Origin of the sequence: Paenibacillus castaneae, from assembly GCF_002884445.1 — a bacterium.
In the GTDB taxonomy this organism is placed as follows: domain Bacteria; phylum Bacillota; class Bacilli; order Paenibacillales; family Paenibacillaceae; genus Pristimantibacillus; species Pristimantibacillus castaneae.
Genome location: NZ_KZ614144.1, coordinates 5,143,094 through 5,169,201, shown reverse-complemented (window position 1 = coordinate 5,169,201; position 26,108 = coordinate 5,143,094). Strand labels below are relative to the sequence as shown.

Annotated in this window: 31 protein-coding genes; 30 read left to right on the top strand and 1 reads right to left on the bottom strand. The window is 46.0% G+C overall.

The annotated features are described in order from the left end of the window. Positions 1–22: 22 nt before the first annotated feature. On the bottom strand, positions 23–280 hold the full coding sequence (locus CEF13_RS23280; RefSeq protein ID WP_102714442.1) for a helix-turn-helix domain-containing protein: 258 nt from the start codon (positions 278–280) through the stop codon (positions 23–25). A 374-nt stretch (positions 281–654) separates the two neighbouring features. On the opposite strand from CEF13_RS23280, the gene CEF13_RS23275 reads away from it, so the two are divergent. The 30 genes from CEF13_RS23275 (at position 655) to CEF13_RS23140 (ending at position 26,048) form a co-directional block, all read left to right on the top strand. Beyond that, the gene (locus CEF13_RS23275) at positions 655–1,842 is read left to right on the top strand and encodes an outer membrane lipoprotein-sorting protein (RefSeq protein ID WP_102714438.1); all 1,188 of its coding nucleotides are present in this window, start codon (positions 655–657) and stop codon (positions 1,840–1,842) included. Between the two features lie 148 nt (positions 1,843–1,990). Next, positions 1,991–3,178 carry an alanine racemase gene (gene alr, locus CEF13_RS23270; RefSeq protein ID WP_102714436.1) on the top strand — a complete coding sequence of 396 codons (1,188 nt, stop codon included), beginning with the start codon at positions 1,991–1,993 and terminating at the stop codon, positions 3,176–3,178. A gap of 227 nt (positions 3,179–3,405) precedes the next feature. After that, positions 3,406–3,687, top strand: a complete 282-nt coding sequence (locus CEF13_RS23265; RefSeq protein WP_102714434.1) for a CopG family ribbon-helix-helix protein — start codon at positions 3,406–3,408, stop codon at positions 3,685–3,687. A gap of 3 nt (positions 3,688–3,690) precedes the next feature. Then, positions 3,691–4,041 carry a type II toxin-antitoxin system PemK/MazF family toxin gene (locus CEF13_RS23260; protein WP_028609438.1) on the top strand — a complete coding sequence of 117 codons (351 nt, stop codon included), beginning with the start codon at positions 3,691–3,693 and terminating at the stop codon, positions 4,039–4,041. A 249-nt stretch (positions 4,042–4,290) separates the two neighbouring features. Beyond that, positions 4,291–5,016 (top strand): SAF domain-containing protein, encoded by a 726-nt coding sequence (locus CEF13_RS23255; protein WP_102714432.1) that lies wholly within the window; start codon positions 4,291–4,293, stop codon positions 5,014–5,016. Further along, the gene (locus tag CEF13_RS23250; RefSeq protein WP_102714430.1) at positions 5,013–5,861 is read left to right on the top strand and encodes a CpaE/TadZ family protein; all 849 of its coding nucleotides are present in this window, start codon (positions 5,013–5,015) and stop codon (positions 5,859–5,861) included. Before CEF13_RS23255 ends, CEF13_RS23250 begins: the two co-directional genes overlap by 4 nt. Before the next feature lie 44 nt (positions 5,862–5,905). Beyond that, positions 5,906–7,231 carry an ATPase, T2SS/T4P/T4SS family gene (locus CEF13_RS23245; RefSeq protein ID WP_102714428.1) on the top strand — a complete coding sequence of 442 codons (1,326 nt, stop codon included), beginning with the start codon at positions 5,906–5,908 and terminating at the stop codon, positions 7,229–7,231. Then, positions 7,224–8,159 carry a hypothetical protein gene (locus CEF13_RS23240; protein ID WP_102714426.1) on the top strand — a complete coding sequence of 312 codons (936 nt, stop codon included), beginning with the start codon at positions 7,224–7,226 and terminating at the stop codon, positions 8,157–8,159. The genes CEF13_RS23245 and CEF13_RS23240 overlap by 8 nt, the downstream gene beginning before the upstream one ends. 17 nt (positions 8,160–8,176) lie before the next feature. Next, positions 8,177–9,067, top strand: a complete 891-nt coding sequence (locus tag CEF13_RS23235) for a hypothetical protein (protein WP_243864971.1) — start codon at positions 8,177–8,179, stop codon at positions 9,065–9,067. 37 nt (positions 9,068–9,104) lie between these two features. Next, positions 9,105–9,254: a hypothetical protein gene (locus CEF13_RS28945; protein ID WP_166742999.1), complete on the top strand. Its 150-nt coding sequence runs from the start codon at positions 9,105–9,107 to the stop codon at positions 9,252–9,254. Positions 9,255–9,307: 53 nt separating this feature from the next. Then, positions 9,308–9,454, top strand: coding sequence for a hypothetical protein (locus CEF13_RS28940; protein ID WP_166742998.1), 147 nt, complete (start codon positions 9,308–9,310; stop codon positions 9,452–9,454). After that, positions 9,451–9,876, top strand: a complete 426-nt coding sequence (locus CEF13_RS23230; RefSeq protein WP_102714424.1) for a hypothetical protein — start codon at positions 9,451–9,453, stop codon at positions 9,874–9,876. The genes CEF13_RS28940 and CEF13_RS23230 overlap by 4 nt, the downstream gene beginning before the upstream one ends. Before the next feature lie 26 nt (positions 9,877–9,902). Then, positions 9,903–10,388 (top strand): hypothetical protein, encoded by a 486-nt coding sequence (locus CEF13_RS23225; RefSeq protein ID WP_102714422.1) that lies wholly within the window; start codon positions 9,903–9,905, stop codon positions 10,386–10,388. 64 nt (positions 10,389–10,452) lie between these two features. Then, positions 10,453–11,673 carry a M24 family metallopeptidase gene (locus CEF13_RS23220; protein ID WP_102716520.1) on the top strand — a complete coding sequence of 407 codons (1,221 nt, stop codon included), beginning with the start codon at positions 10,453–10,455 and terminating at the stop codon, positions 11,671–11,673. A 19-nt stretch (positions 11,674–11,692) separates the two neighbouring features. Next, the gene (locus CEF13_RS23215; RefSeq protein WP_102714420.1) at positions 11,693–12,172 is read left to right on the top strand and encodes a PH domain-containing protein; all 480 of its coding nucleotides are present in this window, start codon (positions 11,693–11,695) and stop codon (positions 12,170–12,172) included. Next, positions 12,165–13,694 (top strand): PH domain-containing protein, encoded by a 1,530-nt coding sequence (locus tag CEF13_RS23210; protein ID WP_166742997.1) that lies wholly within the window; start codon positions 12,165–12,167, stop codon positions 13,692–13,694. Before CEF13_RS23215 ends, CEF13_RS23210 begins: the two co-directional genes overlap by 8 nt. Before the next feature lie 178 nt (positions 13,695–13,872). Then, positions 13,873–14,406 (top strand): RNA polymerase sigma factor SigY, encoded by a 534-nt coding sequence (gene sigY, locus CEF13_RS23205; protein ID WP_425320554.1) that lies wholly within the window; start codon positions 13,873–13,875, stop codon positions 14,404–14,406. After that, on the top strand, positions 14,393–14,731 hold the full coding sequence (locus CEF13_RS23200; protein WP_102714414.1) for a YxlC family protein: 339 nt from the start codon (positions 14,393–14,395) through the stop codon (positions 14,729–14,731). Before sigY ends, CEF13_RS23200 begins: the two co-directional genes overlap by 14 nt. Then, complete coding sequence (locus CEF13_RS23195) at positions 14,719–14,961, top strand: sigmaY antisigma factor component (RefSeq protein ID WP_102714412.1); 243 nt, start codon at positions 14,719–14,721, stop codon at positions 14,959–14,961. The genes CEF13_RS23200 and CEF13_RS23195 overlap by 13 nt, the downstream gene beginning before the upstream one ends. Before the next feature lie 18 nt (positions 14,962–14,979). Next, the gene (locus tag CEF13_RS23190) at positions 14,980–15,195 is read left to right on the top strand and encodes a PLD nuclease N-terminal domain-containing protein (protein ID WP_102714410.1); all 216 of its coding nucleotides are present in this window, start codon (positions 14,980–14,982) and stop codon (positions 15,193–15,195) included. Next, complete coding sequence (locus CEF13_RS23185; protein ID WP_102714408.1) at positions 15,192–16,142, top strand: ABC transporter ATP-binding protein; 951 nt, start codon at positions 15,192–15,194, stop codon at positions 16,140–16,142. Before CEF13_RS23190 ends, CEF13_RS23185 begins: the two co-directional genes overlap by 4 nt. Continuing rightward, complete coding sequence (locus tag CEF13_RS23180; RefSeq protein WP_102714406.1) at positions 16,139–16,984, top strand: ABC transporter permease; 846 nt, start codon at positions 16,139–16,141, stop codon at positions 16,982–16,984. Before CEF13_RS23185 ends, CEF13_RS23180 begins: the two co-directional genes overlap by 4 nt. Before the next feature lie 105 nt (positions 16,985–17,089). After that, complete coding sequence (locus CEF13_RS23175; RefSeq protein WP_102714404.1) at positions 17,090–17,470, top strand: ATPase; 381 nt, start codon at positions 17,090–17,092, stop codon at positions 17,468–17,470. Between the two features lie 201 nt (positions 17,471–17,671). Further along, positions 17,672–17,959, top strand: coding sequence for an Asp-tRNA(Asn)/Glu-tRNA(Gln) amidotransferase subunit GatC (gene gatC, locus CEF13_RS23170; protein WP_102714402.1), 288 nt, complete (start codon positions 17,672–17,674; stop codon positions 17,957–17,959). Positions 17,960–17,994: 35 nt separating this feature from the next. Then, positions 17,995–19,452: an Asp-tRNA(Asn)/Glu-tRNA(Gln) amidotransferase subunit GatA gene (gene gatA, locus CEF13_RS23165; RefSeq protein ID WP_102714400.1), complete on the top strand. Its 1,458-nt coding sequence runs from the start codon at positions 17,995–17,997 to the stop codon at positions 19,450–19,452. A gap of 34 nt (positions 19,453–19,486) precedes the next feature. Further along, on the top strand, positions 19,487–20,926 hold the full coding sequence (gatB, locus tag CEF13_RS23160; protein WP_102714398.1) for an Asp-tRNA(Asn)/Glu-tRNA(Gln) amidotransferase subunit GatB: 1,440 nt from the start codon (positions 19,487–19,489) through the stop codon (positions 20,924–20,926). 162 nt (positions 20,927–21,088) lie between these two features. Then, a complete protein-coding gene (locus CEF13_RS23155) occupies positions 21,089–21,793 on the top strand; it encodes an MgtC/SapB family protein (protein ID WP_102716519.1) in 705 nt (234 codons plus the stop codon). After that, entirely contained in the window at positions 21,775–23,700 is a 1,926-nt protein-coding gene (locus tag CEF13_RS23150; protein WP_102714396.1) for a DUF4097 family beta strand repeat-containing protein, read from the top strand. Before CEF13_RS23155 ends, CEF13_RS23150 begins: the two co-directional genes overlap by 19 nt. 74 nt (positions 23,701–23,774) lie before the next feature. Next, entirely contained in the window at positions 23,775–24,203 is a 429-nt protein-coding gene (gene perR, locus CEF13_RS23145; protein WP_102714394.1) for a peroxide-responsive transcriptional repressor PerR, read from the top strand. A 120-nt stretch (positions 24,204–24,323) separates the two neighbouring features. Beyond that, on the top strand, positions 24,324–26,048 hold the full coding sequence (locus CEF13_RS23140; RefSeq protein ID WP_166743000.1) for a glycosyl hydrolase family 18 protein: 1,725 nt from the start codon (positions 24,324–24,326) through the stop codon (positions 26,046–26,048). Positions 26,049–26,108: the final 60 nt, after the last annotated feature.

Genomic DNA, 26,108 nt, shown 5'->3' with positions numbered 1-26,108 from the left:
TAATCTATGCTATACCAATTTATTACGGTTCCTTCTCACCGAGCACCTTAACGGCCTTTTCATAGCGTTGTTCTACCTCTTGCAGCCGTTGAAGCTCTTGCAGATGTTCATCTGCCATTGGGATTTCCTCTAGTGGGATTGTATCACGGTAGTCCCTGATCCAAGCACGGATCGTTTCCGGATGGATGCTATACATGCGGGATAACACCCCCACCTTGATACCAGCTAACGCTTCTCGAACAATTTTAAGGCGTGCTTCCTCATTCAGCCTTTTTCCCATACTGCTTCATCTCCCTTGTCCTAAGTTTAAATTATTGGATGGGAGGACTCCAGTTTAATTAGGGGGCCTAGGAGGAAGTGCAGCACATGGAGCGCGGAGCGGCACTCGAGCGGTGAATGTGATGCAGAAGTGCAGCACATTGAGCCCGCAGGACTGGCGAGAGGCGAATGTGATGCAGAAGTGCAGCACAAGGAGCACGTAGCGGCGGGCGAGCAGCGAATGTGACGCAGAAATGGAGCACATGGAGCTCGAAGCGGCAGCCGAGCGGTGAAGATAACTTGTCATGCTTGTCAAACTAGTCCGCATAAATGGTCAAGTCCCCTCATAGACATGTTATCAGCCAGTAAAAAACAGTGTGCAGAGGGGATGATTACATGCGTCGCATTACATGGACCGCGGCAATTTTATTATGTTTTTCATTAGTATTAGCGGCTTGCGGAACGAAGGACGCTGAGTCCGTGGTCAAGGATCTCGACAAGTTTGTAAACAGCATGGAGAGCTATCAAGGAACTGGAAAGATGACTTTGCATACAGGCCAGCAGCCTCTCGAGTATAAAGTCGAGGTATCCTACCAGAAGCCGCAATATTACCGGATCAAGCTCACAAATGAAGAGAAGGATATTACACAAATCGTGCTTCGCAACGATGACGGCGTATTCGTTCTCACACCGAAGCTGAATAAAGTGTTCCGCTTCCAAAGTGATTGGCCGCAAAATCAAGGCCAGGTTTATTTGTATCAAACGCTTATTCAAAGCATTCTAGTCGATAATTCGCGTCAATTTGTAGTAGACAATGATTCTTATGTATTTGATGTGATGGCGAACTATAATAACGGTTCATTAGCCCGTCAGAAGATTTGGCTTAATAAGTCCAATTACAAGCCTGTACAGGTAGAAGTCAGTGATACAAATGCTGCAGTAATGGTCGATGTTAAATTTGATACTTTCGAATTCGGTCCGAAATTCGATAAGGCTATGTTTGAGACAGAGGCGAATATGAAGTCAGCGCCGAATAGCCAATCAAATGACAAACCGACGATGACTATGCCGGATGGCACAGATGGAGCAGCTGGAGCGGGCAATGCAAACGGAGCTGAAGCAACCGATACAGGCGGAAATAAGCCTGGCAAAGATAGCGCAGTAGACGGTGATGATCAAGGGAAGTTGAATAGCGAAGATGCTGATGATGACGCAGCTGCAGGCGTAGAGAATGAGGCTGGAACCAAATTTACAGCGATGAAGCCAACCTATATGCCAGATGGTGTCAATGAACAAGATCTAGTAGATATCGTATTCGGCGGCAACCCTGGATTAATGATTCGTTATGCAGGCGATTACAGTTACACGTTAATTCAGACAGAGCCGCATGACCAAGCAGCTTCACTTGTACCAGGACTAATGGTCGATTTAGGCTTCACGATGGGGCTTCTAAATAGCGGAGAAGATCAACAGACGCTAAATTGGACCTATGAGGGGCATCAATTCCGGCTCACCAGCGCGAACCTGCCTGAATCGGAAATGATTAAGATTGCGCAATCGGTTCAAGGAGAAATAGGAAAATAAAGGGTGATAGCAGCCGAATTTCCAAGACGTACTAGCCATTTCTGGGGTTCATTTCATTGACAGTCTCAGCAGCAACGTTTAACATTATTTCTATTGATGTTTGCTGCTCGGACTGTTAAGTCTGCCAGATAAGGAGAAGGTGAACGGCTTGGAATCGTTTTATCGCCCGACAAGGGTTGAATTATCATTGGATGCATTAAGACATAATTTACAGGCATTTCGCCGTGTTATACCGCAGGACTGCAAGCTAATGGCTTCTGTTAAAGCAAATGCATACGGACATGGGGCAGTAGAGATTGCGCGTGAGGCTGAGCGCTTTGGCGTTGATTATTTGGGAGTTGCATTTTTAGATGAGGCTTTGCAATTACGCAAGGCAGGCATCCAAACCCCCATTCTTGTACTGGGTTTCGTAGCTGCAGATGCTCTAACTATAGCAAGGGACAATAATATTACGATTAGTTTATTCCGTGATGATGTTATAGAGGCTGCTGCCAAGCTGTCAATGGAATCAGGTGCTCGCAAGCTCAAGGTCCATATCAAGATCGATTCTGGAATGGGACGCCTTGGTGTAATTGGCCAAGAGGCGGCGATCGCCTTTATTGAGAAAGCGTTAAATGTGCCGCAGCTTGAGGTTGAAGGCATGTTTACTCATTATGCGCGTGCGGATGAGGCTGACAAAAGCTATACGAAGCTGCAATACGACAGATTTAATGCCGTTGCAGCCTATGTAGAGCAGCAGGGCCTAAATATCCCAATTATACATGCCGCTAATAGTGCAGCTGGTATTGATACGCCAGAGTGGGCTGGTGGCATGCTCCGACTTGGTGTTAGTATGTATGGTCTATATCCATCTGAAGAAGTAAACAAGCAGCGCATTGAGCTGAAGCCTGTAATGACGCTCAAAACAGAAGTTGTAATGGTCAAAACGACGCCAGAGGGCTGGGGGATCAGCTATGGCACGCGATATGTGACCCAAGGTGAGGAAAGAATCGGAACGCTTCCCATTGGCTATGCCGACGGCTTTAGCCGTATGCTGACGGGGAAAGCTAATGGACTTGTCCGCGGAGTCAAGGTTCCGATACGGGGTACCATTTGTATGGACCAATGCATGATAGCACTTGATGCTGCCGTTTCTAGTTCGGACTCGCGGCCTGTGGAAACCGGTGAAGAGGTTGTGCTCATTGGTCGTCAAGGTGAATCAGTCATTACAGTAGAAGAAGTGGCTGAGCAGCTTGGCACCAATAATTATGAAGTAACCTGCTTGCTTTCAGCACGTGTGCCACGGGTATACGTAAGCGGTGATCAAATAGTAGCTATTCATAACCCCCTAACTTAGTTAATAACCACATTGGTAATTGTTTCAATCTACAATTTTTCGTAAATGAAGAGGATTTTCGCCAAATGTCACGAATGTAGTATGGAAGTGGATCTATTACGGCTATACATGAAAACATACAGCATAATTGATATACGGCGATCATAGATATGTTGAAGTATAGTAAAGGCAATATATTGAAATAATGTATATGAAGGTGTTGGAAAAGTTTTGGGGGTGTCCGTTCGGTGGCCAATGTACAAAATACCAAAAGAATCATGATTAGCCTGCCAGATCATTTGCTGGAGGAGGTCGACGGGATTGTTGCCAAGGAAAACTCCAACCGCAGCGAATTTATACGGCAAGCTATGAAGCTGTATTTGGTGGAGCGCAAAAAACGCCATATCCGTGAAACCATGCAACGAGGTTATATGGAAATGGCGAAAATAAACCTGAACATGGCCTCGGAAGCTTTTCAAGCGGAGGAAGAAGCAGATCACACGTTAGGCCGTCTAGTAAGCGGGGTGTAGGGCTTGATTGTAAAACGCGGAGATGTGTTTTTTGCAGACTTGTCGCCAGTCGTCGGATCGGAACAGGGTGGAGTTCGTCCCGTACTGGTCATTCAGAATGATATCGGAAATCGTTTCAGCCCGACCGTTATCGTAGCTGCTATTACAGCACAGATCCAAAAAGCAAAGCTGCCTACTCACGTTGAGATGGATGCGGCGGCGCATGGTTTTGATCGCGATTCTGTCGTTCTTCTTGAGCAAATTCGGACCATTGACAAACAACGGTTAACCGATAAAATTACGCATCTAGACGACGAAACAATGCGCAAGGTAGATGATGCTTTGTTGATTAGTGTCGGTCTGATTGATTTTTAATTGGGAAAAGAGAGCTATTTAGCCCGTTAAAGGAAGCGTCCTTTAGGCTGAATGGCTTTTTTTGTCGTCATTAACCGATTTTTGTTGAAATAGGAAAATAATGATAGACAAATGGATTATACATTTGCTATTATGAATTCAATTCATATTTGTAATCTCATATAAGAGCACTATTATGCGAAGAACGCACTCGGTACAGCCTTAATGGCTATCGGTGCGTTCTTTTTTTATGCTCAGAGAGGAGTGGCGATGAACAGAAGACGGAATATTTTAATTAGCTTAGCGGCCGCTATATTGTCTGCATGTCTCGTTTTCGGAATGAACAAGCTGCAGCTTATTGGCCTCGAGAAACAAGAAACGATTGCTGTACTCGTGCCGAAGAGATTTATCGGAGCAGGCGAACGGCTGCAGGAGAGCGACTTGGAATTTAAACGGGTACCGCAAACCGCATTTATGCCGGAAATGATGATGGAAGCGAAACAAGCTTTAGGTAAGGAAACGATCATACCGCTTGGTAAGGGAGAACCGCTCTTGAACTGGAAGGTTGACTATTATTATTTGCAGCCTCGAAGTCATGAGTCGACATTTCAAATTCCGAAGGAGTATATTCGGTCCATTTCGAATGGGATACGGGCTGGCGATAAGGTGCTCATTTATGGATCAGGTGATGAGTCGCCTTCAAAACGGCTCTTCGAGGAAGCTGTTACAGTCGCTTCGGTGAAAACGTCTGGCAATGTGGAAATCGATAATCTGGATAATCCTCATTTATATTCACTTGCTTCAGGAAACAAAGAGCAAATGTACGCCTCCAGACGTGAAGCGAATGGGATGATCGAATATTTGAATTTAAACCTTTCAGAGGAGCAATGGCTTCACATTGATAGTATTTGCAAGGGCGGCGGATTGAAGCTGGTTGTAGCCTATAGTCCGGAATCGCTTGATCTAGCTGCCGGCAGGGGGGCAGATGAGCCGTGAACGGTACCGCATCCTCACTTGCCGTGTTCATTGGAACTACTCCTAATATCGGAACGACCTCCGCTGCATTTGCGACGGCTTATCGACTGGCGGAAGCAACAGGCCAATCTATTGGCTATTTATGTATGAATCTCAAAAGTGCGAAGATCCACCGCTATATTGGGATAGATGAACCGGTAGTTACGCTGGATAAGCTTCGCCCGGAGCTGCGCTCTTATACATTAACGCCGGATAAGCTTCGAAGAGCAGCCTATTGCATACCGGAACAACCCAATTTACAGGTTCTTTTCGGCAATTTGATGAGAGATCAGGCAGAGTATTTCAACCCAGAGGAAGCTGAACATTTGCTTGCGATTGCAGAACAGACCTTTTCTTTTGTAGTTGTGGACGTGGGCGCATATTGGGACAACGCTGCTACCATTTGCTCCATCCGAAGAGCGAGCACACGTGTGCTTGTAACTACGCCAGCACTATCGCATTTTCAAGAGGATGGCCGGCGATGGATTGGACAAGTATCCCCTTTATTCGATATAGCGCCACGGCAATACGATACGGTTGTTATAAAAAAACCTTGGAGAAATGGCGGTTATGAGATGAAACATATATGCAAAGAATTAGGCACAAACGCATTAGGACAGCTTCGATTAACTGAACCATTATTCCATCAATTAGATAATGGATCATACGCGGCTTGGTTGAAGGAGGACATGGAGGGTAAACAGCTCATGAAGGAGCCTGCCAAAGCGCTTATGCAGCGGCACGGCTTGCGCGCTATGGGAACCGTGATAACTGTGCAGCCGTGGTATCGGAAGCTACTTACACATCGAAATGGAACAAGCTCGTGACAGGGCAGGATAGCCGATTTTCACCTTCGGGGTTTGCAGCCCAAATGCAGTCTGAGCGTGGAAACAGAGAGGCCGATAGGAAAGCTACTAGTACAGCAGGGGGCGAGAATGGCGAATTCACGAGGCTCGCTGAAGATATAAGAAATTATTTAAGCGCTCCGCATGGGTTGAATGAGGAAGAACGAAGGCAATACAGTGAAACACTGAATCGTGCCGTTCTTGGCTATTCGCAGGAGCGTGAGCAGGTGCTTGCGGTTATTACGGATCGTTTGATCAGGCTGCGTGTTCATGGAACTGCTGGCATGCAGCACCCTTATCACACATTAGCTGAAGCACTGTTTGCAGAAGTAATTGGACTGAATGTGCTTGAACTAGTTCTTGCTGATAAGGAAGGGCTGGAAGAGATTCAAGTGGTTGGAAGGCGTATATTCCTTGTTAAGGCTGGCATAACGCTGCCCTCCCCTTATCAGTTTGAGAGCGTTCGCGAACTGGAGCGAGTCCAGCAAAATTTAGTGCTCTATAATAATGATCGCATTAATCCGCGAAAGCGTTGGGCAGAAGTGATGCTGCGGGACGGCTCACGTGTTACGATGACCGGCTTCGGCTTCACAGCCTGTCCGACCTTAACGATACGATTTTATACGGTGCGAAGCTTCAGCTTAGAGGCGTTGAGCGCGCCAGCCTTCAGAACCATGAATGCTGCTGTCCAACGTATGCTCAAAACGATACTCGCTGCAAGATTCAATATCGTCATTATCGGACCTACGAATTCAGGCAAAACCAATTTAATGAAAGCATTAATAGCCGAGCTTCCGGATGAGGAGAGAATTATTACGATTGAAGGAAGATTCGAAATGATGCTAGGGCGTGATTTTCCGAATAAAAATGTAGTGGAATACGAAACGGAGGAAGAGGATTCTTACCACCGTCCAGATCAAGCTTTCAAGCTGGCGCTCAGGCAATCACCGCAGCGAATTATTCATGCAGAGATCCGGGACCTGGATGCCAACATCTACGTCCGTGCCTGTACGAGAGGACATTCAGGCAGCATGACGACGGTTCATGCCCATAATCTTGAAGATGTGCCGGAAGCGATTACAGATATGTGCATGCTGGACAGCAGAGGAATGAATGCGGAACGTTTGACGAAGCGCATTACACAATACGTCACGGAAATTGGGATAGAAATGGGCTATGTGAATGGGAGAAGAGTTGTGAAACGAATAGGTGAGCTGTATTGGGAAGATGGTCAAGCTTCTGTTATAGACTGGGTGCGATTTGATGAAGCTCTTGATAATTGGGTAATGCCATCAACGCCTTCTTCCAAAGCGGCAAGACGAATGTCTATTAGTGGTGTTGGACATGAATAAGCTCTCGATCGCCGCAACGGCGCTGCTGCTGTTTTTCTTCCTATTTATAGCAATGTACAACCTGTTCTGGCTTTGGTCCAAGGAACAGCATCTTAGAAGCAAGCTCACCTATCGAACCCAAGTCGGCTGGCGTCATGCCCTGGCCGAGCGCTTCAAACGATTCGAGAAGCTATACCAACACTTGTCTGAATTATTAGAAACACTTCAATTAAAAACAAAGCCAGGTCCATTCGTGTGTATGTCAGGACTGCTGCTTCTGGCTGGATTCGCTTCGGGAGGCTTGTTTTTTCAAAGCTTGAAAGGGACGGTGTTATTTGGAGGAGTTCTTGCTACGATGCCCTATATCATTTTGCGGGCAATGCTCGTGCATCGGCGTATGGGAACTCAAATGGATTTTTTGCCGGCAGTTGAGTTGTTTTATCAATGCTATCTCGTTACCGGTGAGCGGCAGGTTCGGATTGCGCTGCAGCGCACGGTGGAAGAGCGGCGTCTGCTAGGCCCTATGCAGTCGGTATTCGAGCAGCTTTATCGCAATCTGTCCGTTCGCGGGGATGATGAAGCAAGCTTAAGGCTGCTTGCTGGATCACTTGGACATCTATGGGCTGATTATTTTGTTAATATTTTGCGGGTGGCGCTTGTAGAGGGAGTGCCTATATCGGATAGCCTCAAGGAGCTCCTTACAGATATGCGCAGGTCGAGACGGGCGAATGAGCAAGAACGGAATCGGCTGCTTGAGATCAGAGTAGCTAACTTTTCTCCGCTGCTGTTTCTTGCCTTATTTATTGGAATCAATCTGCACTATAACAAGGACAATTCCTATTATTACTACATCATTGATTCACAGGGGCGGGATATGTTATTGAATGCGATCGTCTTGATATTTGCTTCGTTTCTAATGGGACTGTGGCTGTCACGTAAAAAAATGTGAGAGGAGAGACAACAGGAATGAACGAATGGGCACAGCATGTGTTCAGGATCGGGACCATGGCTGGTCAGTTGATTTTTGGAGCTGTTGCGATATATGCTTTGCTGCAATTATGGCCGAGAAGAAAATCAAGATGGAAGCATCTTACGATATTAAGCTGGCAAACGAAGCGAGTTCCGGATAGCTGGCTGCAGCACTTGCGGTTAAAGCGAGGCGCACCTTCGTTCGTAGAACGCGAGCTGCTGTTGGCTGGCTGCGGCGTTACAGCAGACCCTGCCTGGTATATGTTAACAAGAAGAGCTCTAATTGTTCTTATCAGTGCAATGCTTGTTCTCGCATTTGTCTTTTATAAGCCTGTTGATAGGTATATCCCGATATCCTATGCTGCGTCTGGTTCAATCATCATCATGCTTCTGCTCTACATCGACTTAGTATGGCTGCGCTCGATCCGTAAGATTCGTGCTCTTCAAATGACCAAAGAAATATTTGCTGTAAGCAAGCAGCTGCTGTACCTGTCCGACTCCTCGCTTCATATTCATACCAAGCTATTGCGCTGTTTGCCATTTACAAGATCAATGCGCGGCGACCTGGAACGGCTGCTTGCGGAATGGTATCACGACGCGGGTGAAGCGCTGCAGCGTTTCAAACTAAGAATTGGCACAGATGAAGGATTAAGCTTTGTGGAGACATTGGATTCGCTTAGGCAGCATGAAAGTCAGCAATATTACGAGCTGCTGCGGGTGCGAATCGAGGATTATAAGGAAAAGATAGAGCTGGCGAAGGAGAGCAGGAAGGAATCGACCTCTTATATTCTGTTTATCATAGCGGGCATTCCCATATTGTACACCTTCCAAGTGTTTATATATCCATGGGTTAGCGAAGCGCAGAAGCTGTTTCAATCACTTAATTAATGTGGCTCTTATTAATTATATGGAAGGAGGTGTTAATATGCGGAACATCCTTATGACGGTTATGATGCTCGTTGTCGTTATCGTATTGTTTAACTCTATTATTTCCAAAGATACGACAGGGACTAGAAGCCAAATCGAATCTCAAGGCACAGCGGCGAACACAAAAATTAACCAACTGCTTCCATAATCGCAATCATCATTCTTAATACGAATGGAAATGAGAGTAGAGGTGCTTGTGTTTTGCGCGGAATACTTGTATCCATGCTGCTTCTAATAACGGTTCTTCTTCTATATCAGGCGATTGCGGAGGGTGGAACGGGAATGAAGCATAACATACATGAAGCTGGTGTTTCAGTTAGCGGCCATATTAGAGGAATGAGTCCATGAAACAAATTTTAGTTTTTGTATTGTTTGCTGCACTCCTTTGCTGGCTGATGTTTTCTCCTATTTATAAGCATGTGCTTATTGTAAGACAAGCTGTGCTGCAGCAGGAAGTAGACTTTCTACTGGAGGTAGGAGCAAGCGGAAGCTTTGGGTACATCAGCAGGGCGATGCAGGAGCAGTCCAGAGAGCGGCTCTCGAGGTTTGGCATGAATCCGGACGCTGTCGTTTTTGAGCTGGCAACCACAAACGGTGTTGATGCGTCTAATCCCGGGGAGCCGGTGCTGCGCGGAGCAGGCATTTCCTTAACGATGAGCTATCCGTATGAGAAACTGTTTGAAATAGATCGTCTGATCGGTTTAAAGCCTCCGCTGCCAAGCGAGAGGATGCGGGCTTTTGGAATGAAGATGAGTGAGTATGTGCCGTAGCCGCGGCGCGGGAGGCGGGCGAAACGATGTATAAGCTTTTGCTGATCGTGGTCATGATGTCGGTGTGGATATCTATTCATCTTCTCCAGGTGGAGGAGGAGCTCGCTATGAAAACCTTATTTCAAGGAAAACACGCGATTAATCGAGCCGCTCATGCAGCTGCTCAGCAGCTAGATCCGCTTGCGCTTAGCAGAGGGGAATTGTTAATCGCTCCCGATGCTGCAGCACAAGCGGCTTCACAATATTTGCAGGCAAATTTGAGACTGGATGCACGCGGAGTACCGCTGCCGGATTCCTTCTTGAAGCATCCTGTAGAGCTGCTCGTATTTGAAGTTGTGAATTTAGACCACAGCTTTCCTTATACGTATCAGAATGAACTTTATCAATATGAGGTTACCTTACACAGGCCGGGAGTGATTATAATTGCACATGTGGTCTATCCGCGAGCTTTTTCATTAATGGATTCCATTGAATGGTATATAAAGGGGGCGTCAGAGCTTATAACAGGTTGACGGGAATTTGGAATATTGGTGTAATAAGGGGAGGGAATTCATATAGGAGCTGATTCATTAAGTGATGGAAATTACACAGGATATTCCTGCTGAAATCGTGCAGCAGCGGATTGAAAGACTGCAGACAGTGATGAGGGCAGAGCGAGTTGATGCCTATCTGATTACACAAAATACGGATATCTATTATTTCTGCGGTTCTATGCAAAATGGCTATTTATTTATTCCAAGCTCTGGCGATGCAACGTTCTATGTGCGCCGAAGTGTTCAGCGTGCGAAGCTGGAAACGGGGCTGCGAGTTGTTGAGCTAGGTTCCTTTCGCTTATTTGCAGAGATGCTGGCACAGCATTATTCGTATTTGTTTCTAGATGGGACAGAACTGCTAATAGGAGTAGATCTTGACGTGCTGCCAGCCCAGCTATACTTGAAGCTTGCAGAGATGCTAGGTGCATCAGGCCGCAGCAAGCTGATTGACGGTTCTGCATCGATACGCAGACTAAGGATGATTAAAGCGCCTTGGGAGGTCAATCGAATAAGTGCTGCTGCCGAGGTTGTTGCCGAGGCGCTTGAGGAAGCACTTAACGAGCTGCGGGAAGGGGTTAGCGAACTGGCATTTATGGCACGCATAGAATATGAACTGCGGTTACGAGGACATATAGGCTTAATGCGTATGCGCGGCTATAATCAAGAAATCACGACAGGCATGGTCATTTCGGGACCAGCGGCGGCGATTCCAACTTATTTCGACGGCCCCGCGGGTGGGCTTGGCTTAGGAGCAGCCTCGCCGCAAAGCGTCAGCAGATCGGTAATGAAACGAAATGAACCTATACTAATCGATATCGGCTGTTGTATAGACGGCTATGTTATTGATCAGACTCGAACAGCTGTTATTGGTGAGCTTCCGGCCAATCTCATGCAGGCCTATACGTTCTCAGAATCATTGATTTTGGCTGCGGAGAAGCAAATGATCCCAGGAACACTTTGCTCGAAGCTGTATGAGGACGCGCTTGAGAGCTGTGCGGCGGCGGAGCTTTCACCTTATTTTATGGGCTATGGCGCGGATCAAGCGAGGTTTCTTGGGCATGGAATTGGTTTGGAGATCGATGAATGGCCCGTTCTTGCCAAAGGCTTTAATATGCCTCTTGAGCCTGGAATGGTTATTGCAGTTGAACCGAAATTTACATTCCCAGGGCAAGGCGTAGTAGGCATTGAGAACAGCTATCTGATTACGGAGGATGGAGCCAAAGCGCTGACCCGTTCAAAGCCGGAGCTCATTGTGCTGCCATAGAAGGGGCGAAAGAACAAATATGAATAGACAGCTAACAAGGCGGCTTCATCGTGATTATATTAAAGTTTATCGAATTAGCGGGCTTATTACCCATGGTGTCGTTTTGGCAATAATCATAGCTTATTTTTCGGTTGCTCTTTGGCGAGAGTGGACGCTTATTCCCGGCTGGATCGCATTGTCTATTTTTATCATAACCTTTATTTTATTTATATGGATTATTCCCGTGATGAAGTATCGCATATTTCAATATGAACTGTTTGATGATGAGCTCGAAATTCAATCAGGGCTTATTTTTATTAGCAATGTGCTCGTTCCAATGGTTCGCGTACAGCATGTAGAGCTGGAAAGCGGGCCATTAATGCGTAAATACGAGCTGGCAAGCGTATCCGTCGTCACTGCTGCAACGACACACCGGATTAGCGGTTTAAAGCAGTCGGAGGCCGAGCAGATGAAGCGTAGAATAGGAGTTCTTGCTAAGGTGGATGATAGGGATGAGTGAGCGCCATAGTCTTCACCCCCTGTATATCCTCTTTGGACTGCTAAATACGATTCGCGGTTTTGTTCCTTTTATTTTGATTGGCATACTTAAAGGTACGAATTGGACCCATTTGAACGGGTATTGGTATGTTGGTGCCGCTGTATTGGCTCTAATTATTTTGGTTTTAAGTTTTCTAGAGTGGAAGCGATTCGGTTTTTGGCTGGAGGAGGATCGCATTATTATTCGGAAGGGCTTATGGTTTCGGGATGAAAAGACGATTTTTTATGTCCGTATTCATTCTGTAAATGTGGAACAGCCGCTCATACAGCGTTTGCTTGGGGTAGCGCAAGTAAAGATCGAAACCCCTGGCGGCAACAAGAAGGCGGATGGTATTTTGCCTGCCCTTTCCCTTAAGGAGGCGAATCATCTTCAACTCATGCTTAAGGGACAAGCTAAGGCTGCTGAGCATATTGCGCCTGAGTATGAGCCTGATTCGGAAATAGAAAAAGCAACCATTCCTTCCGATAATCCAATCACCATTAAGGAGCTCAAACCGTTTTCTTCTGCTAATTCCAAGCCTAGAGCAGAGATGGACGGCGCTGCTTTTCAATTGAGCCCCTTACAGCTGCTTCAAGCTGCTGCAACATCCATGAATTTTGGACTCGTAGCTGCATTTATGGCTGGTTTGTATTCTTTGGCTGACGATATTCTCAATCTGCTGCTCCCTGATCATTTTTTTGAATCGGTTGTAAAAGATTCGGCCAATTTGATGCCGAGCTATATCATTCTCGTAATTCTTATCTTTTTAGGCATCGGGTTAGCTTGGATTCTTTCTATTGTATTGTATATTTTGAAATATGCTGGCTTTACCGTAAAAAGAGAAGACAGGCAAATTTCTGTTGCATACGGTCTATTGGAGAAGAAAACGTTTGTATTCGATCCCAAAAAAGTACAGGCTGTTATTATTAATGAAGGCTTACTGCGCCAAGCTTTCGGATATGTTGAAATACAGCTGCAGGTTATTTCCTCAGATAAGAAGGAGCAGCTTATCCTTCATCCCTTCATTAAGCGCACGAGTGTAAGTGCGCTGCTTGCGGATTTCGTTCCCCAAGTGAGGCTCCCAGACTATTCTGATTTGATTGGAGCTCCGAAGCGGGCATTCCTCTATTATATTAGAATTGAGCTGCTGCTTACATTAGCAGTGAGCGTCACGTTGATATTATGGTTGAAAGCAAACGGTTTATGGTCGATGCTGCTCATTCCACTTGTTGTTTGGTGGAGAAGAAGCTGCTACAAGGCAGCAGGCGCAAGGCTAGAGGCGGGCCAATTGACGCTTCGCCGCAGATTCATATCCCGCTCAACCTATTTGATCCGGCGTCCTCAAATGGTAATGATGCGAGTAAAGCGATCAAACTCACAACAACGGAAGAAGCTGCTTTCGCTTTCGGTCCGGGTCATGGGCAGTCAGCTTGACTACCGAGTCAAATGTCTGGATCGTGCAGATGTGGATCCAATATGGCAATGGTACAGCCGAAATAAATAAATAAATAAATAAATAAATAAAATGAAGTGCTATTTTCAACTTGAGAAACTGCAGAAGGGTTATACGCTTCTGCAGTTTTTTTAAGTACCAAAAAAAATATTTCGCGTTGAATGAACGAAAAGTGATGCTTAACCGTCTAAGCTATAACAGTCACAAAATAAAGGAGGACATGGCGCTCGTGCATGACGAGATGAAGCTAATCAAACAAGCGGTACGCGGCGATACACGAGCGCTCTCGGAACTGTTGCATCAGCACTATTCCTTTCTGTTCCAATATGTTCTCAAGGCAACAATGAACAAAAGCCATGCAGAGGATGTCACGCAGGAAACGATGCTGAGAGCTATTGAAAAAATAGCGTCGTTTCAAGGAAAGGCCAAATTTTCGACGTGGCTGATTTCCATTGCATCTCGGATCATTGTAGATCGGATTAGGCGAGAGGAAAGGGAGAAGAAGTGGCTGCGGGAAGAACAGCCTCTAAGAGCCATACGTTATGAGACGCTTCAGAGGTCTGATGAATGGCCGGAAGCGCTGCAGGCGCTTGGGCAGCTCAGCAGCGAAGCACGGATAGCTGTACTGCTTAAATATTATTACGGGTATGCGCAGGAGGAAATCGCCACTATGCTGGATATCCCGCTTGGAACAGTAAAATCAAGGCTGCACACCGGTTTGAAGCAGCTGCGGAAGGAGCTTACGGAGCATGAAGAAGCATGAGAAGGATTTGATTGATCAGTTATGGTTCGATGATCACATGAAAGAACAGGTTAGTCGCTTTGAAGCCATTCATGAGCCGCATGTGCCGGACCTGCATGCGTTTGAACAGTTTGTGCATGAGCATAAGCAAGGAATGAAGCGGAAGCTGTGGAAGGAGCTCGCTATATTCTGGCTGATGGCCTGCTTTGTTTTTGGCGGGATGATGTGGGTCATGGACCGTAATTTGGTTTGGTTCCTCATCCTGCAGGCAGTCATTGCAGCGGGCGGGATCGTGTTCGTCTCCATGACATTCGGCAAAGGGATGATTAGAAAATGGAAAAGCTGAAGGAATTACCGCTCTGGATATGGTGCCTGGCTGTCATTATTCTAATCTCCCAGTCCACTTGGTTGTTTATTGATGCGCGCAAGCGGGACAGTATGCCCTGGTTCTGGGGAATATGGGGATTAATACAATCGCCTATGCCGCTAATATTTTATTTTCTTTTTGTACGAAGCGGCTGGTTTCGCAAGGGCGGCGGAAAAAATAAGGGAAATGACGAAAACAATAAACATTAAGAAAGAGGAGGTATTTGTATGAATATCAATAATTCAATTGATTTGTCGCAGATGCTGTCTATTGTTCTTCCGCTAATAATTATTCAGCTGATTTTAATGGTTATAGCATTGGTGCTTTGTGCCAAAGCGGAGCAGACGCGAGGCCCTAAGTGGATGTGGATTCTTATTATCTTGTTTGGCAATATGTTCGGTTCCATCGCTTTCTTCATATTCGGAAGGAGAAATGAAGGATGACTGCTTTGATTCAGGTAAAAGGCTTAACTAAATCTTTTGGGACCGTTCAAGCGGTTACGGGAATTGATTTTACGATTGAAGAAGGACATTGCGTTGCTTTGTTAGGTCCGAATGGAGCTGGTAAAACAACGACAATTCGGATGATTACGGGGCTGTTGAAGCAAACGTCGGGACAAATGATCTTTCACGGAGCAGAAGCAGACGGCAACCAGCGGCAATTAATTGGTTATTTGCCTCAGTCGCCGGCTTTTTATAACTGGATGACGGGGCTTGAGTATGTCATTTATGCGGGAAGGCTTTGCGGGATGACAGCCGTTGATGCCAAGAAGAAGGCGAAGGAACTCATGGAACGAGTGGGCTTATCTCATGCGGCAAAGCGGAAGATAGGCGGGTACTCTGGAGGCATGAAGCAAAGGCTTGGGCTTGCTCAAGCGCTTGTTCACTCACCCAAGCTACTTGTCATGGATGAGCCTGTATCTGCGCTTGATCCTCTGGGGCGCCGCGAGGTGCTTGGACTGCTGCGAGAGCTGAAGCAAGAAACGACCGTATTGTTCTCGACGCATGTGCTGCATGATGCCGAGGAGCTGTGCGATGATGTTATCATTATTCGAGATGGGGGAATAGCGCTGCAGGGTGCCATATCTTCTATTCGTGAAGAGCATCGCAAGCCGATTATTGAGCTGCAGCTGGAAGAGGACGATCAATCGCAAAGATGGCTATCTTCCTACATAGCCCAAATGCAAGCCGCTATGCAACGGAACGCTGAATCAAGCCTAATCATGGAAGCTGTACTAAATGACAATATTGCGCGCTTTACTGTAAAAGAAATAGAAGCGGCGAGGCAGTCATTGTTGGAGGATCTGACTCGCGAACGGGTAAAAGTGAGAAGGCTTGAGGTTGGATATACCTCGCTGGAGGATTTATTTATGAAGGTGGTGACCGCATGAGCGTCTCCGCAGCCCATAATGGGAATGTAGAAAAAAGAAGCTTCAATCGCACCTCTGAGATCGGTCGGTTCGCTGCAATGGTGGAAAAAGAATTGCTTGAGCTCCTTCGCAGCTTTAAATTGCTGTGGGTGCCGCTTGTATTTATATTGCTTGGCATTATGCAGCCGGTATCGAGTTACTTTATGCCTATAATATTAGAACAAGCGGGTAATTTGCCGGAAGGCGTAATTGCTAATATGCCAAAGCCTCAGGGCGCGGAAGTACTCGCGCAGACGCTTCAGCAATTCGGAACTCTGGGTGTACTTGTGCTTGCTCTTGTTTGCATGGGAGTTGTATCCGGTGAGCGCAATAGCGGCGCGGCTTCTCTCATATTAGTTAAGCCGATCTCTTTATACTCCTATATTGGATCGAAATGGACAGCCATGCTCGTTTTAACCTGGGGTTCACTGGCCGCTGGTTATCTCGCTGCTTGGTATTATACGGGTCTGCTGATTGGATCTGTTCCATTTAAAGATATAGTGAGCAGCTTGCTCATTTATGGTCTATGGCTTACCTTATTGGTGACGCTAACGGTATTTTTCAGCACCATGCTTAAAAGTCCGGCTGGAGCGGCATTCTCTTCAATAGGATGCATAGCTGTATTCTCATTGCTGGCGGGGATTTTTCCGAAGCAGCTCGGCTGGAGCCCAGGGGCTTTAAGCGGCTTTGCCTACCAAGCAGTCAGCGCTTCTATAATGAAGGGGGATTATTTCGGATGGGCGATTGTTTCTGCTTTGGCAATCATTGCGGGAGCACTGGCTGCAGCTGTTTGGCTGCTTCGAAGAAGCTCATCTGTTGAATAAAGGGCAATAAGTCTCTCAATTTTTGACTTCTATTGGACACCGCTATTATTTTTTAGTAGGATAGTAGTGAAAGAATCAGCGACGTAGAAACAGGAGTTGAGGACGATGCTACAACTAGGCACAAAGGTCGTCATTGTGGCTGACCAATATGAACAAAACCTGCCCATTGGGGAGCATGGTTATATAATAGCTTACGATCGTAATGCGGACAATGTATTTGATTATGTGCTGCGAGTCCCTAATGCCAATCGGAATTTTCTTATTCCTGATGAGGATGTAGAGCTTGAAGAGGTGCTCATCCAGGATGAGGTCGACCGAATAGAGCGGGAGGCGCTTATCGATTTCGCGCTTGCAACACATAATGAAGAACTGTTCAAACGCATTATGAACGGGGATGAGTGTGAGCCTGAGACGGAGCTTGGAAGCAATGAAACGCTTAGCCCAGCGGACTTTATTCGTCAGGTTAATTTAAAAGCTTGGATATAATTCGCTTAGCGCTTTGATGTGGACTATTCTGTAAGTCATTTCTATGACTTTGGGGTAGTCTTTTTTGTTTGTTGATTGTAATCATAAGAAGATGTTCAACCAACATTTCAACAAGTCATTTGCCGTTTACATTGATGTTCGTCCTACAAGTGAGATATAATAGGAAGAATGATTAATGAAGGTAGAAAGGAAGATCACCTGATGAGCATTTCACCAAAGGATGTTGAGCATGTTGCCAAGCTGGCGCGGCTGGAGCTTTCTGACCCGGAGAAGGAGCAGTTTACCGAGCAGCTCAATGCCATTTTGAAATATGCAGAGAAGCTGAACAGCTTGGATACAGAAAACGTCGAGCCGACAAGCCATGTTCTGCCGATTACAAATGTGATGCGTGAAGACGTGCAGCGTCCTTCGCTGCCGATCGAGAAGGTGCTGCTTAATGCGCCGGATGAAGAAGATGGACAATTTAAAGTACCAGCGGTGCTTGAATAATAAGAATGGGTTTTATTTGAAGGGAGGAACTACTGTTGGCACTGTTTGATTTGCGCCTGCAGGATGTACATAACAAGCTTAACAACAAGGAGCTATCTGTTTCTGAGCTGGTTAACGCATCTTATGCGAGAATTACAGAAACCGAGCCTGCAATTAAGGCTTTTATTACGTTAAATGAAGAAAACGCACGCTTACAGGCTTCCGAGCTGGATAAGCAGCTGCAAGAAGGCGGCGAACGTGGTTTGCTGTTCGGTCTGCCGGCAGGCATTAAGGATAATATTGTGACGGAAAGCTTGCTTACAACGTGTGCGAGCCAATTTCTGAGCAACTACAATCCTATTTATGATGCAACTGCTGTTCGTAAATTGAAAGCAGCACAATCCGTGACGATCGGAAAGCTGAATATGGATGAATTCGCTATGGGCGGCTCCAATGAAAACTCAAGCTTCTACCCAACGCGCAATCCGTGGAACCCGGATTATGTTCCAGGTGGTTCAAGCGGCGGCTCTGCAGCATCGGTTGCAGCAGGACAAGTATATTTCTCATTAGGCTCTGACACGGGCGGTTCCATTCGTCAGCCAGCGGCATATTGCGGAATTGTTGGCCTTAAGCCCACCTACGGTCTTGTGTCGCGTTATGGACTGGTAGCTTTCGCCTCATCACTTGATCAGATTGGTCCGCTCACCAAAAATGTTGAGGATTCCGCTTATGTCTTGCAGGCTATTGCGGGCTATGATGCAAGTGACTCCACCTCAGCGAACGTTGAGATTCCCGATTATACATCAGCTTTGACGGGAGATGTTAAAGGGTTGCGCATTGGTGTGCCTAAGGAATACTTGGGCGATGGCATTGATCCTCGCGTGAAGGAAGCTGTCATGAAGGCACTTGCTGTCTATGAATCGCTTGGCGCAACATGGGAAGAGGTATCGCTGCCGCATACGGAATATGCGATTGCAACCTACTATCTGCTCGCTTCATCGGAAGCATCTTCCAACCTAGCTCGTTTCGACGGCGTACGCTACGGCGTGCGTGCGGATGATCCTTCTAATCTGATCGACATGTACCGCAAGTCGCGCAGCGAAGGCTTCGGGGCTGAAGTAAAGCGTCGTATCATGCTTGGAACTTATGCGCTTAGCTCAGGCTATTATGATGCCTATTATTTGAAAGCTCAGAAGGTGCGGACGCTTATTAAGCAGGACTTTGATCAAGTGTTCAGCCAGTACGATCTTATTATTGGACCGACTGCACCTACACCTGCCTTCCGTATAGGAGAACAAGTTGGCGATCCGTTAACGATGTATTTGAATGATATATGTACGATACCGGTCAGCTTGGCTGGCGTGCCGGCAATAAGCGTTCCATGCGGAATGGCTGACGGCTTGCCAATCGGCTTGCAAATTATCGGTAAGGCGTTCGACGAATCGACGGTGCTGCGCGCCGCTCATGCGTTCGAGCAGCACACAGAGCATCATAAACTGCGTCCGCAGCTATAAGCGGGTATATACGTTTACGAAGGGATCGATACGAATGTCTGAACCAAACAAATACGAAACGGTGGTCGGTCTGGAAGTCCACGTGGAGCTGCATACGAACAGCAAAATCTTTTGCGGCTGCTCCACAGCTTTCGGCGCGCCGCCTAATACACATACTTGTCCAGTCTGTCTTGGACATCCCGGCGTTCTGCCGGTTCTGAACCGTCAAGCGGTTGAATACGCAATGAAAGCAGCAATGGCTATCAACTGTCAGATTGCGGATATTAGCAAGTTTGACCGTAAAAACTATTTTTACCCGGATTCGCCTAAAGCGTATCAGATCTCACAATTCGATCAACCAATCGGCGAGCATGGCTGGGTTGATATTGAAGTAAATGGCGAAACGAAACGAATCGGCATTACAAGGCTGCACTTGGAAGAAGATGCAGGAAAGCTGACGCATGTGGACGGCGGTTATGCATCGCTTGTTGATTTCAATCGCGTTGGTACGCCTTTGATCGAAATCGTATCGGAGCCAGATATTCGCACGCCAGAAGAAGCGAAAGCTTATTTGGAAAAAATCAAAGCGATTATGCAATACTGCGACGTATCTGATGTGAAGATGGAAGAAGGAAGCCTGCGCTGCGATGCGAACATCAGTCTTCGTCCATATGGGCAGAAGGAATTCGGAACTCGCGCTGAGTTGAAAAACATGAACTCCTTCCGTGGTGTGCAGAGAGGCCTGGAATACGAGCAGTTCCGTCAAGCGGAAATTCTTGATAGCGGCGGCGAAGTCATCCAAGAAACTCGTCGTTTCGACGATGCGCTTGGCAAGTCCTTCTCTATGCGCGGCAAGGAAGAGGCGCATGACTACCGTTATTTCCCGGACCCGGATCTAGTGAGACTTCATATCAGCGAAGATTGGAAGCAATCCGTCCGTGCTACAATTCCTGAACTGCCAGACGCTCGCAAAGCAAGATATACAACTGATTATAACCTGCCTTCCTACGACGCTGAGGTTATTACATCTTCGAAGAAGCTTGCTGATTTCTTTGAGGAGAGCCTATCTTATACCAAGGATGCGAAAGCAGTATCGAACTGGATTATGGGCGATCTTCTTGGCTATTTGAACGCAAATGGACAAGAAATTAGCGATGTGAAGATAACCGGTCAAGGTCTAGGCGAAATGATCGGCTTGCTTGAGAAAGGTACCATCAGCGGAAAAATTGCGAAAACGGTGTTTAAGGCGATGCTTGATACAGGCAAGCTTCCGCTTCAAATCGTAGAAGAGCAAGGACTCGTACAAATTAGTGACGAAGGCGCTATTGCGGCGATCGTTAATCAAATTGTCGATGCGAATCCACAATCCGTTGAAGACTACAGAGCAGGTAAAGAGAAAGCGATTGGTTTCCTTGTTGGACAAATTATGAAAGAAACAAAAGGGAAAGCTAATCCAGCACTCGTGAACAAGCTGCTTCTTGAGCGTTTGAAATAGGTTCGGCTAGCTAAACGGAAAGGCGCGGCTCATCTCCTGATGAATCGCGTCTTTCTTTTTTTTTGCAAGCTTTGTAAGGATCAGCAGACCTGTATCTACCAGAACCTGCATACAATTATGTTACAATATAGAGCAGAGAAAGGTCGGGAGAGCTACATGCTGATGAGTGCGGTAAATAATCCCTGGTATATTAGTGAACTGCATATTTTACTCCGGCTTCTCCTTGCCATATTGTTAGGCGGACTTGTAGGCTTTGAGAGAGAGCAATCGAAACATGCCGCAGGCTTAAGAACTAATATTCTGGTTTGCTTAGGCTCTTGTCTGCTCATGCTTCTCTCTATATATGGTTTTTCTGAGTTTGCTGATGAGCCGAACGTAAGGCTGGACCCCGCTCGTCTTGCGGCTCAGGTGATAACCGGCATTGGTTTTCTAGGAGCAGGCACTATATTATTTACAGGCAAATCGATAACGGGTTTAACGACAGCAGCCTCGCTATGGGTCGTATCCGCAATTGGATTAGCGGTAGGAGCGGGCTTCTATTTCGCTTCAACTACATCAACAGTGATGGTACTTATAACGCTATGGGCGTTTAACAAGCTCGAGAAAAGATACATTAGTGCGAAGAGAGAGCATTTGCTCAAAATAAAAGCAGATGACTTATCCAATACATTGCTTAATTTGAACAGTTTACTGCTGAACCGTAAAATTATTATGAGGAAAATGCTGCTAGCGGAGCCGGAGGAAGAAGGCGATGGAGCACAAATTTTGCTGCAGGTTCATGTTACTCTGCCCAAAACAGAGACGCTGCTTGCGCTGCTCGAACAAATAAAGCATCTGGAGGGTGTACGTTGGGTAAGCTCGGAATAAATCGCAAAAAAAGCAGGCTGCTTACGCTATTATTCGCTTTCTTATTTCCAGGCGCAGGACATATGTACGCGGGTCAGCATCCGAAAGGCTTGCTCCTTATTGCAGCTTTTTTGCTTGATTTAATTGCTATAATCAGGCTTGCGGATTCGGATGGAGGCAGGCATTTGCTGCTTATCGTATATCTAGGCATTATGCTGCCTATTTTTTATTTCATTAGTGTATTTGATTCGCTTCAAAGCTTGGAAACGGAAGATGCGGGTTCGGTTGTGCTGAGCTTGACTCACGGCATTCTTATCCTTTTGGCTGGAAGCATCATGCTTCTATTATTGAAACCACCAGACGTTATTCTGCCTTGGATGAATGAACTTGCGGAGCTTAGCGTAGGACCGATTGTAATGCTTGCTTCAATTATATTATTGCTTCGTCAACGGAAAGGGCCGGTGTCTATGTTTAAGTTAGGTCGTTTTACGGCAGCGACGCTTGTCCTGATCGTCGGAGCGTTGCTTCTATTGGATCAATTGCAGGGTCGAAATGATATTTCGCTTCTTGGGCAATGGTGGCCAGTCCTATTTATTATATTAGGCATTGAAGTCATATTGTTCAGCATAAAGTTTAAGGGGACAGAAAAAAAACTTCGTCTGGATGTATCAGGTATCATGATCGCTTTGGTCATTGCGATAACCGCATATGTTGTAACCCAATATGCAGACATTCCTTTTCGCTGGCTGGATCAATTTAATGTTGATATTAGCAGTAAAGCAGATTATGGGGAGGAAAAAGGTTTTCGCTATGACAAAACGATTATAAAGGTACCGCTGGGTGACGCAGTATCTCTTATCAAAATCACAAATCATAATGGACAAGTAAACGTTCGTTCAGGTGATGTGCAGGAGATTGAGATTCAAACGACCCTCTGGGTTGATTTGGCTGACAAAACAGAAGCTGATGCGATAGCCGAGCAATCATCCGTTAAGGTTATACCGGGAGAAGAATTAACGATTGATGCAAAGGGGCAAGCTTTCGGAACGAGCGGGAACAAAAAACCGCGTATGAATATTACGGTAACGGTGCCTCTCGCATTATCCGATCAAATGTTCATCGATGAAGCTCCAATTGAAACACCGCTGCAGGAGTCTGAGATGGCTGAGCCCAATACTAGCTCTCAGGAAAACTTGGGGGAAGACTCTCCTATTGATGAGGGCCTTCAAACGAGTACAGAATCAACGAACACGCTAGAGGTACAGGAACTTGATACTATGCCTGATCAAGAAATCGAGCCAGAGCAGAAGATCGCAGTAAAAATGAAGGTAGAGTCTGAGAACGGATCGATTGAAATTAAGGAATTGGCGCTGCCAGGCGGACTGGATATTCGGAGTACGAACGGACTTATTACAATTAGCAACATTATCGGTCCGGTTTCCGTCAAAGGTAATAATGGCGGGATACATGTGGTCAGCGTAAATGGAGACAGCAATTTTGAAATAAAGAACGGAACGATAACAGCTTCGGCTGTACAAGGAAATCTTTATGCGAAAACATTGAACGGCAGCTTGGAAATGGAACAAATTGATGGAGATATTGAAGCCGAAACAAAGAATGGAAAAATAAAAATAGTTGGCGCTGGAGCTAGCGTTAAGGCAGATACTCTTAATGGCGGCATTGAATTGAAAAGTTCAAAGGTTGGCGGAGACTGGGATCTAGACAGCTCAATCGGCGAAGTTAAACTAGCCATTCCTGAGAATGGTGATTTTAAATTGCATGGGTCGGTAACATTTGGAACTATAACAACTGAGCTTCCATTCGAGATCAGTAAGAAAACGATAAGAGGCACAATGGGTGAAGGCATCTATCGGATTCAAATTAATGCTACAAATAGTATAGTTATTAAGCGATTTGGGCTTTCCTGAAAAGGAGCGTTCATTGACAAATTCTTAAATTAGAACGTACAATAGTTGTATCTACTAGGAAAGGCGTGAGGGTAATGGGAGCCAACGTTAACTTAGCGCTGGAACAACTAAAGATGAATGGCGTCCGGATGACCCCGCAGCGTCACGCCATATTAAGCTACTTGATGGACTCCATGTCCCATCCGACTGCAGATGAAATTTATAAAGCGCTCTCTCCTGCTTATCCAAGCATGAGCGTAGCTACCATATATAATAATCTGCGTTTATTTGTTGAAGCTCGATTAGTGCGTGAACTGACTTATGGCGACGGGTCAAGCCGATTCGATTCGGATTTATCTGATCATTACCATGCCATATGCAAAAATTGCGGTTCAATCGTCGACTTTGCATACCCGCCATTACTTGAAGTGGAGCAGGCTGCTTCCCTCGTAACGGGTTTTGTAGTTGAAGGACACCGAATGGAAATATATGGTATATGTTCAACTTGCAATTCATCGAACTAATAATTAGCAAAAAGCTTGCAAGAACGTGCTGGGGAGCGATCAAACGCTAATCTGCACGTTTTTTATTACCGTCTGACAAGAATATATACTTGCTAACTGGAGAGTGATGACTTGGAAACGATGTACGGCCGACCAACGCGCCGCAAAGGCAACAGAAGTTTTCGAAGCCTATTCATACTATTTATTTTGGCAGCTGCAGTCGTTTTTTGCTGGTACGGCTATCTTCGTTTTATCCCGAATGGTGAAATGGTTGAACCTGCCTTTAAAACAGAATATCCGATATTAATTCATGGAATAGAAGCAGAGCAGGGGGCCATCATAGAGAATAACGAGGTTAAGCTTCCGCTTGCTGTACTTCAGCAGGTGCTTGGGAAGGACAAGCCTATCCGCTATGAGCAGGATTCGGGATCCATTATTTTTACGACGGCGAATAAAGTGCTTCATCTAAAGACGGATTCACTTATGGCGACGATTAATCAGAAGCCTTATGATTTGACTATAGCTGCTGAAACCTCGAATGGTACGGTTTATATACCGGAAGGACCGATTAAGGAATTATATGGACTGCAAGTGGAATATCATCCAGATACAGGTGTTGTAACCCTACTCTCGGAGAATGAATCGATCCAGCTAGCAGCAGCTGTTCCCGAGAAGGGGGCAGCCCTAAGAACGGAACCTACTATTAGAGCTCCTATTGTAGAGAAAGTTCCGCAATCACAAACGGTGCGAATTTGGGAAGAGCAGGATGGATGGCTGCTCGTACAAAGCAGTACTGGTCTTGTTGGATTCATCCAGAAGAAAGATGTAAAGCTTACTAATATTGAACAGGTGCCCGGGTCTGCGCGCGAACCAGCTTTTGTTGCGTGGAAAGTACTTGGAAACAAAATTAATATGACATGGGAAGCCGTCTACGAGCGCAAGATCGATACAACCAAGATAGGGTCTATGCAGGGATTAAACGTCGTTAGCCCAACATGGTTTGAAGTTGCAGATGACAAGGGAACGATTAAAGGAAAGGCTGATCCCGCATATGTCAAATGGGCTCATCAGCAAGGCTTGCAAATATGGGCATTATTCAGCAACTCCTTCGATCCGGAGCTGACAACGAAGGTTTTGGCAACAGTTGAAACACGCTTCACCATGATTCAGCAGTTGATTGCTTTCGCACAGCTTTATCATTTGCAAGGCATTAATATCGATTTCGAGAATGTTCATACATCCGATAAGGCTAATTTCGTTCAGTTTGTCCGTGAATTAACGCCACTGCTGCATGAGCAAGGGCTAGTTGTATCGGTTGACGTTACGCCTAAATCAAATAGTGAAATGTGGTCATTGTTTCTTGATCGAGCTTCACTGGGCAAGGTTGTCGATTATATGATGGTGATGGCTTATGATGAGCACTGGGCAGCAAGTCCGAAATCTGGCTCTGTCGCCTCTCTGCCTTGGGTAGAGCAGTCTCTTCTTCGTATTATGGAGGAGGATCAAGTGCCCGCAAGCAAAATCATGCTGAGCATGCCTTTGTATACAAGGATATGGACAGAGGCAAAAGGTGATGACGGAAAGGTTTCTGTCTCATCGAAAGCGGTTGGAATGGACCGTGTAAAAGAAATAATAGCTGAGAAGAAGCTAACGCCGGTACTGGATCCAGCGGCAGGCCAAAATTATGTTGAATACACAGAAGAAGGCGCGTTAAAGCGTATTTGGATAGAAGATGATCTCTCCATACAAGCAAGAGTTGCGCTTGCTCGTAAGTATGATCTGGCAGGAGTAGCTACTTGGCAGAGAACCTTCCAAACGGCTTCCATATGGAAGACAATTGATGAAGCGATCAAGAAAAAGCCATAATTTATTTTTTTTTTAGCAACTTTTCGACAGGCTTGATCCCGATATTTGGGAAATGAATAA

Excerpts from the sequence above, each read along its gene's own strand:
- CEF13_RS23280 (WP_102714442.1), bottom strand. The coding sequence starts at position 280 with ATGGGAAAAAGGCTGAATGAGGAAGCACGCCTTAAAATTGTTCGAGAA.
- CEF13_RS23275 (WP_102714438.1), top strand. The coding sequence starts at position 655 with ATGCGTCGCATTACATGGACCGCGGCAATTTTATTATGTTTTTCATTA.
- CEF13_RS23255 (WP_102714432.1), top strand. The coding sequence starts at position 4,291 with ATGAACAGAAGACGGAATATTTTAATTAGCTTAGCGGCCGCTATATTG.
- CEF13_RS23245 (WP_102714428.1), top strand. The coding sequence starts at position 5,906 with ATGCAGTCTGAGCGTGGAAACAGAGAGGCCGATAGGAAAGCTACTAGT.
- CEF13_RS23240 (WP_102714426.1), top strand. The coding sequence starts at position 7,224 with ATGAATAAGCTCTCGATCGCCGCAACGGCGCTGCTGCTGTTTTTCTTC.
- CEF13_RS23235 (WP_243864971.1), top strand. The coding sequence starts at position 8,177 with ATGAACGAATGGGCACAGCATGTGTTCAGGATCGGGACCATGGCTGGT.
- CEF13_RS28945 (WP_166742999.1), top strand. The coding sequence starts at position 9,105 with ATGCGGAACATCCTTATGACGGTTATGATGCTCGTTGTCGTTATCGTA.
- CEF13_RS23230 (WP_102714424.1), top strand. The coding sequence starts at position 9,451 with ATGAAACAAATTTTAGTTTTTGTATTGTTTGCTGCACTCCTTTGCTGG.
- CEF13_RS23225 (WP_102714422.1), top strand. The coding sequence starts at position 9,903 with ATGTATAAGCTTTTGCTGATCGTGGTCATGATGTCGGTGTGGATATCT.
- CEF13_RS23220 (WP_102716520.1), top strand. The coding sequence starts at position 10,453 with ATGGAAATTACACAGGATATTCCTGCTGAAATCGTGCAGCAGCGGATT.
- CEF13_RS23215 (WP_102714420.1), top strand. The coding sequence starts at position 11,693 with ATGAATAGACAGCTAACAAGGCGGCTTCATCGTGATTATATTAAAGTT.
- CEF13_RS23210 (WP_166742997.1), top strand. The coding sequence starts at position 12,165 with ATGAGTGAGCGCCATAGTCTTCACCCCCTGTATATCCTCTTTGGACTG.
- CEF13_RS23200 (WP_102714414.1), top strand. The coding sequence starts at position 14,393 with ATGAAGAAGCATGAGAAGGATTTGATTGATCAGTTATGGTTCGATGAT.
- CEF13_RS23195 (WP_102714412.1), top strand. The coding sequence starts at position 14,719 with ATGGAAAAGCTGAAGGAATTACCGCTCTGGATATGGTGCCTGGCTGTC.
- CEF13_RS23190 (WP_102714410.1), top strand. The coding sequence starts at position 14,980 with ATGAATATCAATAATTCAATTGATTTGTCGCAGATGCTGTCTATTGTT.
- CEF13_RS23185 (WP_102714408.1), top strand. The coding sequence starts at position 15,192 with ATGACTGCTTTGATTCAGGTAAAAGGCTTAACTAAATCTTTTGGGACC.
- CEF13_RS23180 (WP_102714406.1), top strand. The coding sequence starts at position 16,139 with ATGAGCGTCTCCGCAGCCCATAATGGGAATGTAGAAAAAAGAAGCTTC.
- CEF13_RS23175 (WP_102714404.1), top strand. The coding sequence starts at position 17,090 with ATGCTACAACTAGGCACAAAGGTCGTCATTGTGGCTGACCAATATGAA.
- gatC (WP_102714402.1), top strand. The coding sequence starts at position 17,672 with ATGAGCATTTCACCAAAGGATGTTGAGCATGTTGCCAAGCTGGCGCGG.
- gatB (WP_102714398.1), top strand. The coding sequence starts at position 19,487 with ATGTCTGAACCAAACAAATACGAAACGGTGGTCGGTCTGGAAGTCCAC.
- CEF13_RS23155 (WP_102716519.1), top strand. The coding sequence starts at position 21,089 with ATGAGTGCGGTAAATAATCCCTGGTATATTAGTGAACTGCATATTTTA.
- perR (WP_102714394.1), top strand. The coding sequence starts at position 23,775 with ATGGGAGCCAACGTTAACTTAGCGCTGGAACAACTAAAGATGAATGGC.
- CEF13_RS23140 (WP_166743000.1), top strand. The coding sequence starts at position 24,324 with ATGTACGGCCGACCAACGCGCCGCAAAGGCAACAGAAGTTTTCGAAGC.